This window comes from Mycobacterium uberis, from assembly GCF_003408705.1.
Lineage (GTDB): Bacteria > Actinomycetota > Actinomycetes > Mycobacteriales > Mycobacteriaceae > Mycobacterium > Mycobacterium uberis.
The window spans coordinates 1-17,850 of record NZ_QAYL01000021.1; the positions used below are offsets into that span (position 1 = coordinate 1).

Here is a 17,850-nt window from a genome sequence, read left to right on the forward strand (position 1 = left end):
AACCTCACTTGGATACCGACATTGATGTGCAGTGCCTATCCCAAGCCCTATTGGTCCGACTCGCTAAACAGGACCTTGCATTCACTCAGCTGCTATACAGTGTACTCCCGACTATATTGACCAGTCAGGAGGCATTTGAAGGTACCAGTTGTTGTTTGTGATCGCAACCCCGGAGATACTGCTAACAGCGACTAGCAACTTGGCAAGTATCGATTACAACACTCAGCGCTGCCACTGCGTCAACCATGCAGCTGGCAGCGGCGGGCACTGACGAAACACCGGCGACTATCGCCACGGTATTCAACGACCACATCCAAGTGTATCAGAAACTCGGTACCCAAGCTGCGGGATCTCATGACCAAATTTGTATCAAGCCTTGACCGCCACTGCGGCCAGTTATGCGGCCGTCGAAACCGTGAATGCCCCACCGTTGCAGACCGTGGCGCAAAATCTTCCCAGCGTCATGAATGCGCCCACCGACATATTGTTCGGTCGACCGCTGATCGACAACGGAGCCAACAGCGGCACTGTCGTCACCCCAGGCTTCTTGGCACCGACGGCAACGGCGGACTGCTTCTCGAACAGACCGAAATGAATGGGCGTATGCAGTCTGGCGCGCCACGCGACTTCCATGTGTGCCCTTGTACACCAAGACAAGCTCCACTAACAGTCCCCTCTCCCCCTCGCCCACGCTGCCTCTTTTATCACACCAGTCAAGCTATAGACAAAATCGAAGGCCACCTGGATTTAGGTATAGTATGGTCGAGTTTTTACACCGCATTGCACGTCGATGATCCGGTCGACTATCCTTAGTATCGTCGATAGCGTCGCACGGGCTCACACCGCTGGGGCTCCCAACGGCAGCCGTGTAGCGACAGCCGAGGGGGCCAGGTCAGATGCTGCCTGAGCAGGATGACGTGCCACCACAACCGCGCCGAGGTAAGCACCGACGGCCACAGTGCATAGCAGCACTGTGGCCGAGCCACGCTCACCGTGGCTGCTCTGCCGCTACAACCGTCGTGAAAGCAATAACCCAACGTGGGCAACAGCTTTGAGTGTGCAATGACCATGAAGACCAGCAAGTCGCCGTCCCGATACAGCTGGAGCCGCGCCTTACCAGACGCGACGCGCCGTAGGCCAGCGCCGCGCCCGACAATGCCGAACATCATGCCAGCCGCAACAATGCATCGGTCTGCGCGTCAACCGAACCTGCCAGCAGATTGTGCGACATAAGACTATGCAGCGGCCGGATATAGTGCCCAACGCTAGAAGGTCGGCGGCCCTGGGCAACACCTGGACCAATATCGACGGCGCCGCCATACCCACCCACAGGGCATACCGCCCGCACGTCCAGCTTGGACGCAATCGCCAGCGGGTCGGTACCGCGTACCAACCCGTGCAGCAGTCATTGCCGCAGCTAACATGAGCACAGTGGCATCGCGGTGCGCATCCGCGTCGCTGAAGAGCCGGCGCCGACCCACAACGCCACGCCAGTAACACCGTCACCATGCTCATGCGCCACTCCCCCACAAACGGGGAGGTGCCCCACCTCATCACGCGTAACTCTGCGACGTCACGGACGCCGTTAGTGCCTCGGTTACCGCTCACTCCGCCCCTCGCGGCGATCCTCACGCGCGGCCGTCTTCTGGACACTCATCACGCCAGTCGATCCGGCCACAACAGCCACATGCAGACCAGCGCAAAGCCGAACACCAACAGCCGGCTGCCCGCGCGTCCATTCAGCAAGAAAATCAGCGACCGGGCTCCGACCAGTTGACTGAGCAGCACCCCAAGCAGTGGCAGACCCGCCAGGATCGCCACAGTAGCGCGGACACCGACCATAGCCGATGTCACGTGTGCCGAGAACCGTTGCTGTTAAACGCTATCGCGTGCATCAACGTGGCTATCGCCAGCCCCTGGTAGCTAGCTAGGGTACCAGCCACACCGTCAATAGAGTCCAATGCCGACGACCCGGCCGCCGCCCGCAAGCCGGCAGTCACGTCAGCACCTAATTGGGCACGGGCCATAACCGCGCCTAGGGAAGCAGCAACTGTGCCCACAGTTTCGTCGGCGGCGACGCAGAACGCACAGATGGGTGGAGACCCCACTCGCAGACAGCCGCACACCCGATGATACAGACAACCCAACTCGTGCCGACCAACCGAACCCGTCGACACACAGACACTATCAACGTTAGCCAGTGTCGACGGTGACGACAGAAGGACCAGCAACGCGATCGATAACAACGAGGCGGGAAGCAACGGGCCAGTCATGCCGAAATCCGGATCCGCAGCAAGCGGTGCAGATCATCCGCATCGTCGGTCATCCCTCAGTCCGCGTGTCACACCGTGGCTGCGTGAAGCCGCCCGTCAGTTCGGCACAGCACAGCGACCTCGCTGAGTCGCCATCGACCGGTGCTCTGTCCCATACGACGTACAACAACATCTGGACCGCCGTGGCGAGCTGACTGTGCAGAGCGGACCCGATCGAGGCCGCCGAGTGCGCCCAGCGCCTCCAGTCGGGCGGGAACCTGCCGAGGTTATTGGCGTGGACTGTGTCCGCTCCACCGTCATTGCCGTTGTACACTGCGGCCAACAGATCGATCACCTCGGCACCCTTGAACTCGCCGACCACGATGCAGTCAGACAGCATCCGCAGCTCCTGCCGAACGAGTTGGCACACCGGGAGGCCAGCTTGACCAGATGCGGATGTAGCAGTGCTCGCTTCGCGACATCATCGACGGATATGATCCACTCACTCGGCGAGACGACACCCGGTATAGCCGCGAGCAAGGTGGCTTTCCCTAGTCCCTGTTCCATCACACCCGGAATGCCAGCCGCGAGGCAATGCTATCAGCAACCAACGCGGCGGCCTGGGGCGCTATCACACCATTTGCTATAAGAGCAACCAGATCCTGAGTAGCTGGCCGCAACACCCGCTAACGACAAGCACATCCCCATACCCCGCTCTACGGTAGCATAGCGCGCAGCCCGACCACGAGCCAGCTTGTACCGATACCGGTCAGCTGACCGTCCACCTACGACTCCGTTTCGTAGAGGCAACGACCGGCCGCTAACGCTAGCCGTTGCGCCAACCGCCGGAAAGCGTTCTCGTTGGCAAACCGAGTCTGGCTGTGTTGCAAGCCGTTCCCATCGTCAACCCACACCGCACGAGGCGCAGTGAGCAAGACGTCGGTGGTGCTGTCGGCAGACAACAGCGGTTCCAAGATGCCGGCACCGGTCAGCTCGATCTGTAACACCCGAAGATTTGGCGAAAGCCTCGGCATCCTCAAGGATCTCGCCCGGACCCGACGCAGATCGCCTCGGCCACTACGTCGAGTCACAGCGGCGCGGATCCCGCTGCCAACCTATAAGCCAATCAGTGGACCGCTCACACCGTACTGCTATTCTGCACTACCCTCGCCGCCGGACCCCGCACATCACGCCGACTGACAACGATGACCAGATCGGCAACATTCAACGCAATTTAGGTGGCATCGGTGAGACGACGGAGAAGATCGCCAATAACCGTCCACTCTCCCAGGACGACCAGCATCGACGACGGCACTCACCGGCTCAGCGTCCAACCCGTACCCGCGCCGAGTGCCGGAAATCACGCTGATCCTGCAGTGCCGCAGGAGCGCCTTGCACACAATCGGCCAAGTCAATCGGCCGTTTTGTAACGCTGGATCAGGCCAAAGTGAGCCGGATGGGGTTTCACCGCTCACCAGTAAATCGATGCCACCGCCCCACGGATCGAGGTTCATAAGTAGCGCATCGGTAGTGGCCTGCACCAGGGACACAGCGAACAACAACGATGCCCCAGCCCCACCACAATCTCCGACAACCGTGCAACGCAGCCTCTCGTCGGACGTTAATTCAGCAGCTTCGGCGAGCTCACAGACCTAGTTCATGCTTTTGCTCGGACAACCCCAACATGTGCTGGGCGGAAACAGCGATAGTAGCTACCCAAGTCGCCGTCTCAGCTTCAATGGTAGTAAGCACGCTTACATAGGCGCGCCGCGGCAGCCCAGCCGGACCACAGCGATCCGCCGCCATTTAGTTCAGCACCACCCACAGCCGTCGATCCAGTCCTTCTACCCACATGAAGAGATTCTGCGCCAACGTGCACCACCCGCACGCCGACGCAGTCCAGCTCGTCGTGCAACTGTGCATCAGTGATGCACTGTTAACATGCTCTAACGAGCCTGTCAGCCGGATATCCATGGTTTTAGTCACCTACTTGCCGTACAGCGGCACGTCGGGGTGGCACTAGTCTCAAAATGCGGATTCGTGGACAGAGACGCCTCTGTGCACAAACTTGATTTGGCCCAGTGCCCACACGATGTATCGTCAGTACAATCCCACAACCGTATGCAGGCAGATCGGCAAGGAACTCAACACCTAACAAACACTTTAAACCAACAAAAAGGACGACCCCCGCCAGGGGGGGAGGAGGCGGAGGTCGTCGTGCATCAGCCCCGGGGGGGTCGGACTGATACACCCTCGGTTTAAGCCGAGTACTGTTTACTATACACACGAAAGCGCACGCTCACGCAAGTACCCGAACAATCAAAAAACACCTTGAGCCGCAAAAACACCATTGGGCACGATCAACTGCAGATGTTTAGGGCGACCATGATGATCGCGAGCTCAGAGACCGTTCGGATCACCAACCTATGCTGGATCGGTGACCGTTTCTGACTCAGCTGCTCAGCAGCAAACCGAACCGCAAACAGCGACAACCACCTCTGCCCACGTGCGCACCGCCGCGTTTTTCGACCTAGAAAAGACCATTATCGCCAAGTCAAGCACACTGGCGTTTAGTAAGCCATTCTTCGACCAGAGCCTGCTCAACCGCTACGCCGTGCTCAAGTCCAGCTACGCTCAATTCATCTTTCTTCTCTCCGGCGCCGACCATGATCAGATGGATCGAATGCGCATTCACATGACCAACATGTGCACCGGTTGGGATGCGGCGCAGGTCAAATTGATCGTCAACGAAACCCTGCACAACATCGTGACTCCGTTGGTATTCGCCGAAGCCGCGGACCTCATCGCCGCCCACAAGCTATGCGGCCGTGACGTTGTGGTGGTGTCGGCCTCGGGAGAAGAGATCGTGGCACCAATAGCTCGAGCCCTGGGTGCTACCCATGCCGTGGCGACTCGAATGGTTATCGAGGACGGTAAGTACACCGGTGAAGTGGCGTTCTACTGCTATGGCGACGGCAAGGTGCAGGCGATCCGCGAGTTGGCTGCTTGTGAAGGCTATCCGCTGGAACACTGCTATGCCTACTCTGACTCGATCACTGACCTGCCGATGCTCGAGGCCGTAGGCCACCCGAACGTGGTCAACCCTGACCGCGGTTTACGCAAAGAAGCCGCCGAGCGCGGTTGGCCTGTGCTGATGTTCTCACGACCGATCGCGCTGCGTGACCGCATCCCGGCGCCGTCGGGTGCGGCGATAGCGACCACCGCTGCGGTGGGTGTTACTGCGTTGGCCGCCGGAGCAGTTACCTACTCGCTGCTGCGCCGCTTCGCGTTCTAGGTCGATAGTGATAACTAGCTGCACCCAGATAACAAACGTGTCAAGCACACAATTAAGGCGACCGTTTGCAACTTTCACAAAACTGGGCCTTGCTATACTATAGGGTGTAGTAGTATAAAGGGAGTAGGGAAGCTCGGTGAGGCTTAGGTTAATCCGGAAGAGAAGGTTCTATCTCCCAATCCGGGCCTCTAGTACGGTTTTCGGTACCCACGCGGAGTCATAGCCACGATAACGGCAGAAATGTTGTGGGCCTGTGTAATTGCGAAGAGCAGATGGTTGTAGTGGTCCTTTGGGTGGGGCTGCAAGTAGAAGCGTCGCAAAATCGCTGAGGCCACCCACACAACTTAAAGGTGCATACGTGATACCCGATTTCCGTGTTATGCGGGTGGTGTTTCAAATTATTCGGTCCGCCACCCGCTTTGCATGTTAACGACAAATTATTTCGATGCCTTTTGACGCCCGTCGGCTAATGCATAACGGTCTCTCAACTGAACAGCGACTCAGCTAATCAACAAAGTCTCCTGCGCGCCTGCGTACAATGCTCAACAGAACAACACCAGCCAGGCACCAATACCCCGGCGACGAATCCACGTGCTGTGTCGTGCTAAGCAACGGCTTGACGCACCCAACTCACCTAAGGCACGCCTAAACGTGTTCGGATCCAGCCCGGTGGCAATAGTCACCAACCCGCGATGCAGGACGAGCCACCACACCATCGGCACTGTCAAACGGCTGCAGCATCAGCCGTTCTCTGTGTACGACTGCAGCGATCACCGGCACCAACGCAAAAGTGCGATCACTCACCACATCCACGAACAACTCCAGCCGCTGATTCACTTCGAGATCTATTCGTAGGGGACCCAGCCGATCGTCACCAACCTAGTCATCGGCCACCAGCCATATGCTAGGCGAGCCAGTGCCTATCACGGCACCCTGCTCCCCACGCTCCGGACCAACAGGGTCCGCACTGTCTTCCAGCACCTGAGCCACCCGTAACACACTGCCGAACACCGGATCTCTAACCGTACCCGTCCGGCGAAGAGACCGCCAGAAGGTGGCCCTCGCCGTCAAGCACCTATGAAACCCGCGTTACCCGTAGCTCCACTCCGACGGCAGTCACCAGCCAGCCCCACGATTTGCCCGGTGCCAATTAGCCTGACCCAACACCGCACGAGCCCAGTCACTGGCCGCAGCAACGTCGGGAAGCTCCATCAGTGGAACCAGCAGATCAGCCGTCACAACCTGTCAACCTAATTGCCCTATCTCTACTCCCGATATTAGCGTGCTGGAGAATGGGCGCTAACAGCTGGCAGGTGTATTCGTCGGCGGACCGAGTGCACACACTTTCGATGGGTACCTGCTCGACCACCCGGCCGGCGCACATAACCAAGACGTCGAAGGCGATCTGTCGGACCATCGCAAGGCTATAGCTGACGAACAAGTAAATCAATCCTAGTTAAGCGCGCAGAACGACCACCAGGCCCACTATCTACACTACGTCTACACCAACACACTATCTAGCACTGATACCGCTTCGTCGCACACCAACATCTCAAGCCGCAGTGCCAGCCGCCCGGAGCGATCGCAACCTGTTGTCGCTGACCACCGGTAGAGTTCACAAGGCAGCCAACTCAACACCCACGATGGTATCATCACCTGGTTTACCAGCTCGCACACCGTTTACTCACGCTACTCGCGATCACCAACCCTATGAATTTAAGCAAAGGCTCCTCGATGACGCGGAACATTGAGTACACGGGATCCAAACTGCTGTCATGGTCCTGGAACACTGACTACACTCGCCGGCAAAACGCTAACTCCATCATTCCAGTTGAGTATGCTAACACCATGGTTGTCGTCGAAGACTAGTGTACCAAAAGTCGGTTGCAGAAAATGAGCACCATTCTGGCCACCATTGACTTCCCCGATCCGGACTTTCCGACGATTGCTTAGAGTGCTGTCCCGTCGTAGCAGCAACTACACCGAATCTGCAGTACAAACTGTCGCCACGATGCACCGTGAGAATACCAGTATATCTTAGTTAGGCTAGAGAAGAATAGAACAGTGTCGTGCACAGCAGCTTTTTGTGGACTCCTACGATCTGATATCCCCCGACACCCTATTGCGCGCCTCCAGCGACAAAGCCACGGCTATCAATCGACGGCTTTACTCGTGTTTCTTGTCTTACAGAATTAATTGCACTGCAAAATATTACATTTACTAAACCGCAATAAACTACGACCATTAATCTGGCCCGTTCGGTGGTCAAATCCAGATCGTGAATGATCAACAACAACGAGGTATTCAGTTCATCGACGAGCTGCTGCAGATAATCGAGCGCCTGTCGTTGTGTAGTGATGTACAACTCGAAAGTCAATTCGTCAACAATCAGCAGCCTAGGCAGGTAAGCCAACCTTATAGCAATCAACACACGCTGACACATGCGCCCGAAAGTTGATGCGGGTACTAGCCGGCTGACTGTGCCGGATCCGACATACCAGTTTTCGATAAGCAGTTCCACCTCCCTTCGTCGCATCCAACAGAATCATACGTGTTATCTTGCAACACTGCTTAATAGTTGGAATCTGATCTTCCAGACTGGGTTGAGGCTGATCGTCGGGTCTTGCGGTGTATATCCGATACAACGGATCCGGATCGACCGGAGGTAACCAGCGATCAGCGGCAGTTATGTCGACCCTGTAAAAACGATTATACCCAAGATGATTCGGAAACCGAGCGACAACAGCTAAGGATTACAGCGGCCGCAGTGGATTTCCCCGATCTCGATTCTCCTACCATTGCTACGGTCTGACCGCGCCACACTCGCAGATTCATCCCACGAACCACCGGCTCGTGCGTGCCGAATCTGACTGCCCAGCTCTCGACGAACAGCTGCGGTTACACATCGTCGCCAGTGCTACCCATGCTTGCCACGCCTGTGATTTTGGGGTCCAGGTATTATGCAAAGCATAACCCATAATCATGAAAGCGAACACCATAACTACCAGTGCACTGACAGTATAAATATAGTATGGGCAAGATTGACCACAACCAGGTCCAGTCAATGTTAATATCGCCACCCCATGACACAACTGATGTCGGCAAACCCGCCCCTAGATAAGAAAATGTGGCCTCGGTAACGACAAAAATGTTGAAGACGATAATGGACACTACAATCACTGAACCTAAGATATTGGGCCGAACATGCCGCAGCATTATCTAGAATCGACTTAATTCGAATGACTTAGGTGAAATAACATAATTATCTTCCTGAATCTCAAGCACCGCAACTATGGGTGATCCTGGTGACTTAATACCAGCTAGATAATGCCAAGATGGCGATCGCCGTCCATACCGTACGGTTATACATAAATTGGATTAACATAATGACGACCAGCAACAACAATTCGAAGAACACACCGATGATACTCAAGATGAGCAGCCCCGTAGAGTCCGGCCAACGCTCTCACTACCCCGCCGACGAAGAACAACGACTTGAGTTGCTCCCAGCCCAAAGGTGACCGAGACCCGAGCACCGTAAATGCTACTCACGTAGATGTCCGTGCCCCTGCAGTTGGTACCGGACCAGTGGCACCACCAACGAATCCAGTAAACTCTGGCCTAGGATAAGATCAGCTACGGCGAATAACCTCGGGAAAGCCGCGACTACCCCCAATGAACAGAATTAGCATACCGACGATGACGAACACGGAGGAGCGGCGAATTCATCCCAGAAACCACTGCAGTCCTGGATCTGCCCAGCCATAGCAAACCCACGGGTCTAAGGCCACGTAATAATATAAATAGATCCACGATCAAACTGGTGACCAGATAATCAGCATGAGCACAGTCACTATCGAGACCACCGTGGGCATCTCTTGCCGAATGATGTATTGATATAGCACGCCGCCGATACCATAGATGTTAAGCATACCGTTAGGTCATCATGACTCCACCCGCCAGGGACCCAGATCAGCACCGAGGAACGTGACTACCGGGATCAGCGAGTTGCGCAAAATGTGTACCGTACCTATTCGTGGCCCGGGCAACCCTTTGCTGATTGCCGTACAGAACATAATCAACGTGTGCATTGGCATTCACCGCTGAGCGAGTCAACCGCACTACGGAGAAGAATTGATACTGGTCCTAATGCGATCCCGAGCAGCAGACGCGTGAACGTCGCCCGTTCACCGACAGTGACCGACGCAATGCCCACCTGAATCTCGAATACGAATTGCGCCAGAAAGCCCAGTACGAAAATTAGGGATAGCGATAATGATCCATCTGCGATCACGCTAAGTCCAATCCCCAGCACGGACTCCAGCGCCAACGCAATCACCGTCAGCCCGCAAAATCACCAGAAATACATTGTGCCAGAACAGCACTGACTGGAAGTCCAGACCCATGTCGCCATGCGCTATGCCGCTCAGATAATGTTAAGAGACATAGCCGGCCTTCTCTTCCGAAATGTGAGAGTCGCAACGGGGTATTCAGAGCTTAGTTTGCCACCACCCGGGCCGATGATTGTGTTGTTACCCGAGTCACACCCATAGACTTTGTAGCGCACTGGACAGAATAATGTCAAGGATATCGAGATTACCGGACAGCAAGTCGGCATAGGTGGTATCACGATTTCCATAAAAACGAATAGCAGACTTTCGTTGTGCGGTATCCAGTCGCCACGATAATTCAGGACTTAGCACTAGGTCAATCTGGACGTCGTGTTGCCAGGCGCGCTCACTGATGTCATCCGAACCATTAGCCAGTTTGCAAAGACCACTGCTGGTCGAATACGACCAAAATATTATATCATGAAATTCTGATGAAATGCCGCCGCTGGCAAGAGATAGAAGACGCTGAACGCCAGGTGCAACGTGAAATCGATCGCAGAAACCTTGAGCCGCGCGGTGAACTCGAGGTCATTGACACCCACAGCTCCGACACTGTGGCCCGCCACGGTCCAGCTGTCGACTTTCCACCTCCCGCCAGGACGACAACCTCGTAGTATCTATCGATTAGATCGAAAAAGCTTTGCTGCAGTTGGACATTGGTGCTTAACGCCCCGTAGTTCCATGCGTTAACGAATTAAGTGGGCCATCACCAGCGAACCATCGGTGAGTTTCTAGCCCAGTTTCAGCGTGATTCGACAGTTGACATTGTCGGTGATCTGAACCTACTGGGCTATTCTCCGCCTTCGGCGTGCCGGCGGCATCATAGGATATAAAAGCAGCGGAGAGCCAATCGATGATCCGGCTGCCATTGCTGTCGTTCGTACTGGTCAGGATCAGTAAGTTCGAGGACTCCCCACCATTAAACGATAACCCAAGCGGTGACCAAGCAGCTCACCGCCACAACCAGTCACCGACACTGCTACCGGCAAGCTAGGCTCGCATGACATGACGAGACGCCGTCAGACGCTGTCCTTATGAGCCCGCAGTCAGCGGGTGCACCTGCAATCGACAGGCCTCGATGGTGACCGGCACCGCGAACACCGTGACGATGTCGGGAGGGTTCACACGCAGCTCGGTGTAGGTAGGGCATAGGTTGCCGCTGCCGTCGACGGTCAAGCCCTCCACCATGGCCTGCGCTTGTTGCGACAGCGACAGAGTGACGGTGGGCGGGACGTCAATAGCGGCTGGCAAGCCACCCATATAGCCACGCAACGTAGGCTCAGCGTAAATCTGTGGACCACCAGCACCCGACTCGACCGCGGGGTAGCCGGTGAGTGTGCACGGGCCCGCGCCACCGTCGAGAGTGAATATCAGGTTCAGCGCGCGATGACCCACCGCACCCTCGGTCGGCGAGGCAGTCACCGCAATCTGGTCCGCCCAGCACGGCGTCGCCTGGCCGCTGGCTGGTGCGGCCGATACGGGTGGCCCCGTCACGGCAGTGCCAACGTAACTTGTTGTGATTACAACAAAGCTCGCGATCGATCGACGACGCCGCCGCCGCCGGCATCTCACATAAGCTCCGACCATAACGATGATTATCCGCCACACAGTCTTTAGACTCACAACGATTAGCGAGGTCGATTCGGAATCAGCAATGCTATGCGACCGCGCACTTGATATAGCATAGGGGACAAATCGATGACCGAAACCGACGGCCCGTCGTCGTATCAGCCGTCGACACAGTTCGCCAAGCAAACTAATGCCAGCACCGAACTCTATCGTAAAGCCGAGGAAGATCAGCTGACTTTTTGGGAGGAAGCAGGCCAATTAGCTGTAGTGTTCAACGCCATTCACCGAGGTGCTGGACTGATCAGGGACGCCGTTCGTTAAGTGGTTCGTCGGCAGCACGCTCAATGTCGCCTACAACTACATAAACCGTCATGTCGCGGAGAGCCACAGGGATCGGGTCGGCCATCTACCTACCGTTAATCCCGGAGGCCGTGTTGTTGGTCTGCACGCGGCTGGGCAGCATGCACAACGTGGTGTTAGACGGCTTTACCGCACACGCGCTGCGATACCGGATTGCCTATGCAGACGCGAAACTGCTGATCACCAGCGACAGGAAGTTCTGGCGTAGTAAGCTAGCGCCGCCCAAGAAAGCCGACGACGAAGCTGCGGCACCAGACACAAATGGCACAGCCAGCCCCGTCAATCACGTTCTAGTGATGCGACACAACTGGAACGACGAACACCGCCTTTGTTGTTTGTTGGCACGACGTTGTCGATGCCCGCAAGCGCCAAACACACCCCGTAGCCGCTCAACACCGAGCAGCCACTGCTTCTGATCTAACACCTCACACACCACCATCAAACCTAAGGGCATCGCGCACGCGATATCACTCAATACCGCTACACAATGCACACCATTTTTGACATTAAGCCAGACCGTACAGTGTTCTGGCGTACCTCCGATATCGGATCTATGAAAGATTTATTGCAGCACGGCGTCACCGAGGTACTCTGTGAGGGCACAACCGATCCCCCAGACTGGCACCGGAATTTTCAGATCATCGAAAAATACTGTTTCACAATTTATTACATTGCCCTTACTGTAATACGGACTTTTGTGAAGTGCGGCCATGCAATCTCCTTCAGACACAACCTATCCCGTCTACGACTCCTGGGGTCGGTCAGCGAACCGATTAACCCCAATGTCTGACTCCGGTGTCGCGATGTCATCGGCACCGGCAAGCTCCCGGCAGTGGACACCTGATGGCAGACCGATACCGGTTCCGCGGTGATCTCACCGCTGCCGGGAATCACTGCGATCAAGCCAGGTTCGGCTATTACAGCGCTGTTCAGTATTGAGGCCGAGATCGTCGATTGCCACGGCAGTGCGCTGCCGCCAGACATCGACAATGCCAAGAATGTCACCGGATAACTGGTTTTGGGCCAGCCGTGGCCCTTGATGCTGTGCAACATCTGGACCCAGAGCTGTCCCAGAACACCTAACTAGTCGAAGTTCGGCGAGCAAGGCTTCATAATGTAGCCGGGGACAGTGCCCACTTCGATCCCACCGACGCGATCTGGATACTTGACCGCATCGACAATGTGAATGCACATCTCCGGACACCGCATCTCTACTGTCGAAGTGGAATCAGCGCTCATCAGTCACGCTGCAGTCGCTGAGACCGCGGTGGTCGGCGTTACCGACGACACCACCGTTCACGCCATTTGCGCGTTCGTCGTACTACGGGCCAACTACTAAAGCCCACGACGGAACCGCCAACGAGCTGCGCACTGAGATGGCCCGGGAAATACCCGCCCAATCTCCCTGCCGAAAAAGACCCATATCGTGCCGTAATCGTCCAAGGTACACAGCGGCAAAACCATATACTGTCCACTGCGTGACGTCGCCGAAAACCTCGAGCTGGGCGACATGTCAACGTTACTCAACACCAGTGTGTGCGACGCGATCCAGCGCGGTTAGCCATGCATCAAGCCGGCTGAGGCACAAATCCTGCGCCTGGCCGGTTCTTGCTGTTGACGTCGGCCAGTATTGCGTTCATCGACATCACCACTGCCGGCGTATGCAACGGAATGAACTTGATGATGCAGGTAGGCAGGTTGTCAGTGAACGCCCCGTGGATCATCCCGACTAGCAGGTTGTTGACAGTCACCGGCGCCCCGGAGTCCCCCGGTCGTCCGCACACCTGCATGACGAGGGTGCCGGACGCCTCGCCCATCCCCCACGTGACGCCGCACGAGTGGCCGGTGGTGCGGCCCCGTTTACAGGCAACCTGACCGAAGGCTGGATCCTGGCCGATTCCCGAAATTAAAAAGCCATCGTAGTTGGCCACCGGTAGCACCTTAGTAGGATCAAACTTGATCACCGCATAATCAAGATCGTCGTTACCCGCAACCATGGTTCCCAACGGGCCTCTGTTCTCCTCACCTTCAGCGGCGACCTGCGCGCCCGGGCCCCCGCAGTGCGCCGAGGTGAAGCCGATGAGCCCAGCGGCGCTATCGGCACCGATCGTAGTTAGGGTGCACATCGTGTCGCCGTTGATGACAATGCCCGCACCGCCACCTATCGGAAGCCTGTCATCAGCAACCGCGATCTTGGCATGCATACTCACCACGGCCAAGAGCACGGCCACCAGAAAGCTCCAGTGCCCCCTTCGCAAACCACACTCCCCTCTACCTGGTCGGAGCACAGGTGCGCCAGTCTAAATGATTCAACGTGCAATACCGTTTCCATCCAAATATTGCGATGGCCACCAATTGACCCACCCTAAAATTCTGCCGTCAATTCGACTGGCCTCGTCTGACACCCGGACCACATGGCAACATGAACCGCAACGGCGGCGAATCGAGAGGACCAGCTGTGAGCAAAGGCGATCGCAAGAACGGTGTGCCCAGCACCCTGACCACAATTCCGTTGATCGATCCCCACGCCGAACCCGCTGAGCCGTCGATCGGTGATTTGATCAAAGACGTGACTACTCAGGTGTCCACGCTGGTGCGCGCCGAGGTCGAGTTGGCTCGCGCTGAGATCATCCGTGATGTCAAGAAAGGTCTAACAGGCAGCGTTCTCTTTATCGCCGCGCTGATGGTATTGTTCTACTCGGCCTTTTTTTTCTTCTTATTTTTCGCTGAGGTGCTCGACATCTGGCTATGGCGCTGGATGGCCTTTCTGATTGTGTTCGCGATCATGATCGTGGTCACAACCGCGCTGGTGCTATTAGGGTTCTTGAAGGTCCGCCGGATCCGGGGACCACGTCAAACTATCGAATCAGTCAAGGAGACCCGCACCGCCCTCACCCCCGGACACGACAAAATGCAAGCCAGGCTACGCAAACTCACCGGCCCCGATGCCACACCGGAAAACAGTCCCGACAGCAGAACCTCCGCCGATCTTTCGGGTTGGTAGATGGCAGCACCGGACCCGTCGGTGACCCGCATCGCCGGGCCATGGCGTCATCTGGACGTGCACGCCAACGGCATCCGCTTCCACGTCGTCGAGGCAGTGCCCAACCAGTCAGCCGACCAGAACGACGCACCCTCGGCGACGGTGCAACCACTGGTCATGCTGCTGCATGGTTTCGGTTCGTTCTGGTGGTCCTGGCGTAATCAACTACGCGACCTGACCGAGGCGCGACTGGTCGCGGTAGACCTGCGCGGCTATGGCGGCAGCGATAAGCCGCCCCGCGGCTATGATGGATGGACACTTGCCGGGGACACAGCCGGGCTCATCCGAGCGCTGGGGCACTCATCGGCGACACTGGTGGGTCACGCCGAAGGCGGACTTGCGTGCTGGGCCACTGCGCTGCTGCATCCACGGCTGGTGCGCGCCATTGCCCTAATCAACTCACCACACCCGGCGGCGTTACGACGATCAACGTTGACCCGCCGCGGGCAGGGTTGCGCATTGCTGCCGACGTTGCTGCGCTACCAGTTGCCGATTTGGCCAGAGCGTTTGCTAACCCGCAACAACGCAGCGGAGATCGAACGCCTGGTCCGCAGCCGCAGCAGTGCCAAATGGGTTGCCTCCGAAGACTTCGCGACCACCATAGACCATTTGCGGATAGCGATCCAGATTCCGGCCGCCGCGCACTGTGCACTCGAGTACCAGCGTTGGGCGGTACGCAGCCAGCTTCGTAACGAAGGCCATCGATTCATGAGATTGATATCTCGACAACTCAGCGTGCCGCTGCTACACGTACGCGGCGACGCTGATCCCTACCTGCTAGCCGACTCGGTTGACCGCACACGGCACTATGCTCCGCACGGACACTACGTATCCATCTCCGGAGCAGGACATTTCAGCCACGAAGAAACCCCTGAAGAAACAAACAGGTACCTGATACGGTTTCTCGAACAGGTGCACGGAACTCGGCTCAGCTGACACAGGCCCCAGTGGCCACCGCCTGGGTCTCGCCGATCTTAGAAAGCTGGCCATACACTTCCTCGACTGTCAACACGAAGCCAGTATCAGGGTCATCGACAGCCGCGCCGAACACCACACCAAGTACCCGGCCATTGGTGCCGATCAGTGGGCCACCTGAATTACCTTGCTCCACAGTAGCCCTGATAGTGTACACGCCACGGGTGACCAGCGTTGGGTCCCGGTAGATGTCGGGTCCAGTGAGTTTAATGGCCTGACGAATCCTGGCCGGAGTCGCGGTGAAATTACCGCCTCCGGGATACCCCAGCACCACCACGTTGGTCCCCGGCTTGGCCTCAGTGTCGTCGAAGAGCAGCGGCCCGGGTGGCAAGTGCGGGACAGCCAGAATAGCGATATCGACCAATGGGTCATAAGACACTACAGTGGCGTCAAACGGATTGCCGCTAGCATACACCTGCACGCCGTTGGACCCGGCCACCACGTGCGCGTTGGTCATAACCCGATCGGGCGATATCACGAATCCAGTGCCCTCTAATACTTTCTGGCAGCTGGACGCCACACTGCGGATCTTAACCACACTGGGCTGGGTCGCCAGCACCGCCGGATTATCAACTAACGCAGGATCCGGTGAGGCGACCGGAAGGACCGGAGTGCGACTGAACGGCTCTAGCACCATGGGCAGACCAGACGTATTTAGCAGCGCCGAAAGCCGCTTGGGCACCGTCTTCAGCCAGGGTGGCGCAATCTCATTGACTGAAGCGAGTACTCGCGAACCCCGGACAGCGGAAGCCAGTTCTGGCTGCTCTTTCGACTGAGTCAGCGGTGTAGCCAACAGCCAAGCCGCGGTCAGCGCCACCACCAGCTGAACCCCGGCTCCAATGACCGAGTCAACCAATCGTACTGTCCGACTGCGGATCGCACTGCGCACCGCACGTCCCAGCACCACACCGGCGACCTCACCGATTACGACCAGCGTGAGGATCAGAAAAAGAGCAACAAATAATTTAGCACGCGGAGCGCTGATGTGATTAACGATGTGCGGCGCCAGCAGCACGCCTGCCATCGCGCCTAGCAGCACCCCGACGAACGACAGTAAAGATCCCAACGCACCCGAACGCCAGCCTGAAATGGCAGCGATGAACGCGGCCGCTAGAACAGCGACATCCAGCCACTGCGACGGGGTCATCGAACTCATCGTGGATCACCCTGGTTGTTAACCAACGCCATCACCTCGTCCAGTTCACGAACGTCAGTGGCGTCCCAGGGCTGAGCCCAGTCGGTGAAGTCAAACATTGTAGCAATCACCTGGCTAGTGAATTCCCAGACCAACATCTCATTCGATAGAAACGCCGGCCCGAACCAGCGGTGGCCATGGGCACGGTGGTACACCATCAGCCGGTTGACTGGATTAATAAAGACATGCATTGGAACCCACGCCCGATCGCCACGTCGGCTTCGTTGATGACAGCCACTGACCCGGCATCAGCCAACAAGTAAGGGTAATATCGGCACCGTATGGAACCATGATGATGCAATAAGCGTCCGCTCCAGTCTGGCCAACAGATACAGCCTGGCAAAGTCGATCCCGGTTTCTTTTTCGTGTGCTTCACGGAGGACCGCCGCAACCGGCCCGTCGTCGGTGGAATCGGAAGCACCCCCGGGGAACGCTGTCTGGCCGGCATGCTAGGGCAGTGTTGACGCCCGCACAGTCAGCAACAGACCGGCGTTGTCGGGCACACCACCGTCCAGCAGCCCAGACTCCGTACCCGAAAACAGCACCAGTACGGCGGCTTCGACCCCGTCGCGGCACAAGGCCATCGATGACATCGCCCTGGCCACAGTCACCATGGCCAGTATGTCTGTCTGCAGTCAATGCAGAATATACGTGCGGTATCGCAGCGATGTTGTCAACCAGTGTACGCAACCATGACAGTCCGACGTCAGGTGCTAGAGCAACAGCTACACTCACCGGCGCCTCCAATTGCCCAGCTTCCCCCGCTCCAG

The 17,850-nt window shown here is 57.1% G+C and carries 20 protein-coding genes and 4 pseudogenes; 6 read left to right on the forward strand and 18 right to left on the reverse strand.

The features are described from left to right. Positions 1-212: 212 nt before the first annotated feature. Positions 213-380, forward strand: coding sequence for a PE family protein (locus MUBE_RS20450; RefSeq protein WP_116540590.1), 168 nt, complete (start codon positions 213-215; stop codon positions 378-380). Positions 381-396: 16 nt separating this feature from the next. Here MUBE_RS20450 and MUBE_RS11270 read toward each other — a convergent pair whose 3' ends face one another. From MUBE_RS11270 to MUBE_RS20455, 7 genes and pseudogenes are all read right to left on the reverse strand, one after another. Continuing rightward, the gene (locus MUBE_RS11270; RefSeq protein WP_116540591.1) at positions 397-633 is read right to left on the reverse strand and encodes a hypothetical protein; all 237 of its coding nucleotides are present in this window, start codon (positions 631-633) and stop codon (positions 397-399) included. 176 nt (positions 634-809) lie between these two features. Further along, positions 810-1,169 carry a hypothetical protein gene (locus MUBE_RS15980; RefSeq protein ID WP_165849827.1) on the reverse strand — a complete coding sequence of 120 codons (360 nt, stop codon included), beginning with the start codon at positions 1,167-1,169 and terminating at the stop codon, positions 810-812. After that, complete coding sequence (locus MUBE_RS11280) at positions 1,166-1,393, reverse strand: hypothetical protein (protein ID WP_116540592.1); 228 nt, start codon at positions 1,391-1,393, stop codon at positions 1,166-1,168. The genes MUBE_RS15980 and MUBE_RS11280 overlap by 4 nt, the downstream gene beginning before the upstream one ends. Before the next feature lie 263 nt (positions 1,394-1,656). Next, positions 1,657-1,854 carry a hypothetical protein gene (locus MUBE_RS11285; RefSeq protein WP_116540593.1) on the reverse strand — a complete coding sequence of 66 codons (198 nt, stop codon included), beginning with the start codon at positions 1,852-1,854 and terminating at the stop codon, positions 1,657-1,659. Continuing rightward, a complete protein-coding gene (locus MUBE_RS11290; protein ID WP_116540594.1) occupies positions 1,851-2,273 on the reverse strand; it encodes a hypothetical protein in 423 nt (140 codons plus the stop codon). Before MUBE_RS11290 ends, MUBE_RS11285 begins: the two co-directional genes overlap by 4 nt. A 56-nt stretch (positions 2,274-2,329) precedes the next feature. Further along, a pseudogene (locus tag MUBE_RS11295) lies at positions 2,330-3,268 on the reverse strand (ATPase, T2SS/T4P/T4SS family); the annotation flags it as partial. 628 nt (positions 3,269-3,896) lie between these two features. Next, positions 3,897-4,058 carry a hypothetical protein gene (locus tag MUBE_RS20455; protein WP_165849828.1) on the reverse strand — a complete coding sequence of 54 codons (162 nt, stop codon included), beginning with the start codon at positions 4,056-4,058 and terminating at the stop codon, positions 3,897-3,899. A 631-nt stretch (positions 4,059-4,689) separates the two neighbouring features. Here MUBE_RS20455 and MUBE_RS11305 point away from each other — a divergent pair. Continuing rightward, entirely contained in the window at positions 4,690-5,547 is an 858-nt protein-coding gene (locus MUBE_RS11305) for an HAD-IB family hydrolase (RefSeq protein ID WP_116540596.1), read from the forward strand. Positions 5,548-6,192: 645 nt separating this feature from the next. On the opposite strand, the gene MUBE_RS18255 is transcribed toward MUBE_RS11305, so the two are convergent. The 3 genes from MUBE_RS18255 to MUBE_RS19105 form a co-directional block, all read right to left on the reverse strand. Next, on the reverse strand, positions 6,193-6,384 hold the full coding sequence (locus MUBE_RS18255) for a hypothetical protein (protein WP_116540598.1): 192 nt from the start codon (positions 6,382-6,384) through the stop codon (positions 6,193-6,195). A gap of 42 nt (positions 6,385-6,426) precedes the next feature. Further along, positions 6,427-6,558 (reverse strand): hypothetical protein, encoded by a 132-nt coding sequence (locus MUBE_RS19100; protein WP_279386725.1) that lies wholly within the window; start codon positions 6,556-6,558, stop codon positions 6,427-6,429. A 105-nt stretch (positions 6,559-6,663) separates the two neighbouring features. After that, entirely contained in the window at positions 6,664-6,786 is a 123-nt protein-coding gene (locus MUBE_RS19105) for a hypothetical protein (RefSeq protein ID WP_279386726.1), read from the reverse strand. 495 nt (positions 6,787-7,281) lie between these two features. On the opposite strand from MUBE_RS19105, the gene MUBE_RS19110 reads away from it, so the two are divergent. Further along, positions 7,282-7,416: a hypothetical protein gene (locus tag MUBE_RS19110; protein WP_279386727.1), complete on the forward strand. Its 135-nt coding sequence runs from the start codon at positions 7,282-7,284 to the stop codon at positions 7,414-7,416. Between the two features lie 250 nt (positions 7,417-7,666). On the opposite strand, the gene MUBE_RS18260 is transcribed toward MUBE_RS19110, so the two are convergent. The 5 genes and pseudogenes from MUBE_RS18260 to MUBE_RS11340 all read right to left on the reverse strand — a co-directional run bounded on the left by MUBE_RS18260 (position 7,667) and on the right by MUBE_RS11340 (position 11,525). Beyond that, entirely contained in the window at positions 7,667-8,068 is a 402-nt protein-coding gene (locus MUBE_RS18260; protein WP_243633016.1) for a hypothetical protein, read from the reverse strand. A 789-nt stretch (positions 8,069-8,857) separates the two neighbouring features. Further along, positions 8,858-8,980: a hypothetical protein gene (locus MUBE_RS19115; RefSeq protein WP_279386728.1), complete on the reverse strand. Its 123-nt coding sequence runs from the start codon at positions 8,978-8,980 to the stop codon at positions 8,858-8,860. A gap of 292 nt (positions 8,981-9,272) precedes the next feature. Then, a pseudogene (locus tag MUBE_RS18265) lies at positions 9,273-9,980 on the reverse strand (ABC transporter permease subunit); the annotation flags it as partial. Between the two features lie 371 nt (positions 9,981-10,351). After that, positions 10,352-10,504, reverse strand: a complete 153-nt coding sequence (locus tag MUBE_RS15995) for a hypothetical protein (protein ID WP_165849829.1) — start codon at positions 10,502-10,504, stop codon at positions 10,352-10,354. A 466-nt stretch (positions 10,505-10,970) separates the two neighbouring features. Then, positions 10,971-11,525: a DUF4232 domain-containing protein gene (locus MUBE_RS11340; protein ID WP_116540612.1), complete on the reverse strand. Its 555-nt coding sequence runs from the start codon at positions 11,523-11,525 to the stop codon at positions 10,971-10,973. Positions 11,526-11,636: 111 nt separating this feature from the next. On the opposite strand from MUBE_RS11340, the pseudogene MUBE_RS11345 reads away from it, so the two are divergent. After that, a pseudogene (locus MUBE_RS11345) lies at positions 11,637-13,428 on the forward strand (AMP-binding protein). 7 nt (positions 13,429-13,435) lie between these two features. Here MUBE_RS11345 and MUBE_RS11350 read toward each other — a convergent pair. Beyond that, positions 13,436-14,071: a chymotrypsin family serine protease gene (locus MUBE_RS11350; protein WP_116540613.1), complete on the reverse strand. Its 636-nt coding sequence runs from the start codon at positions 14,069-14,071 to the stop codon at positions 13,436-13,438. Between the two features lie 254 nt (positions 14,072-14,325). Here MUBE_RS11350 and MUBE_RS11355 point away from each other — a divergent pair, with 254 nt between their 5' ends. Together MUBE_RS11355 and MUBE_RS11360 are read left to right on the forward strand one after the other, a co-directional pair. Beyond that, positions 14,326-14,871: a phage holin family protein gene (locus MUBE_RS11355; RefSeq protein WP_116540614.1), complete on the forward strand. Its 546-nt coding sequence runs from the start codon at positions 14,326-14,328 to the stop codon at positions 14,869-14,871. Next, positions 14,872-15,846 (forward strand): alpha/beta fold hydrolase, encoded by a 975-nt coding sequence (locus MUBE_RS11360; RefSeq protein ID WP_116540600.1) that lies wholly within the window; start codon positions 14,872-14,874, stop codon positions 15,844-15,846. It abuts the gene before it with no gap. Here MUBE_RS11360 and marP read toward each other — a convergent pair. Both marP and MUBE_RS11370 read right to left on the reverse strand, forming a co-directional pair. Next, on the reverse strand, positions 15,839-17,032 hold the full coding sequence (gene marP, locus MUBE_RS11365; protein WP_165849832.1) for an acid resistance serine protease MarP: 1,194 nt from the start codon (positions 17,030-17,032) through the stop codon (positions 15,839-15,841). The two genes, MUBE_RS11360 and marP, sit on opposite strands and share 8 nt — an antisense overlap. Positions 17,033-17,037: 5 nt before the next feature. Next, a pseudogene (locus tag MUBE_RS11370) lies at positions 17,038-17,827 on the reverse strand (NUDIX hydrolase). Positions 17,828-17,850: the final 23 nt, after the last annotated feature.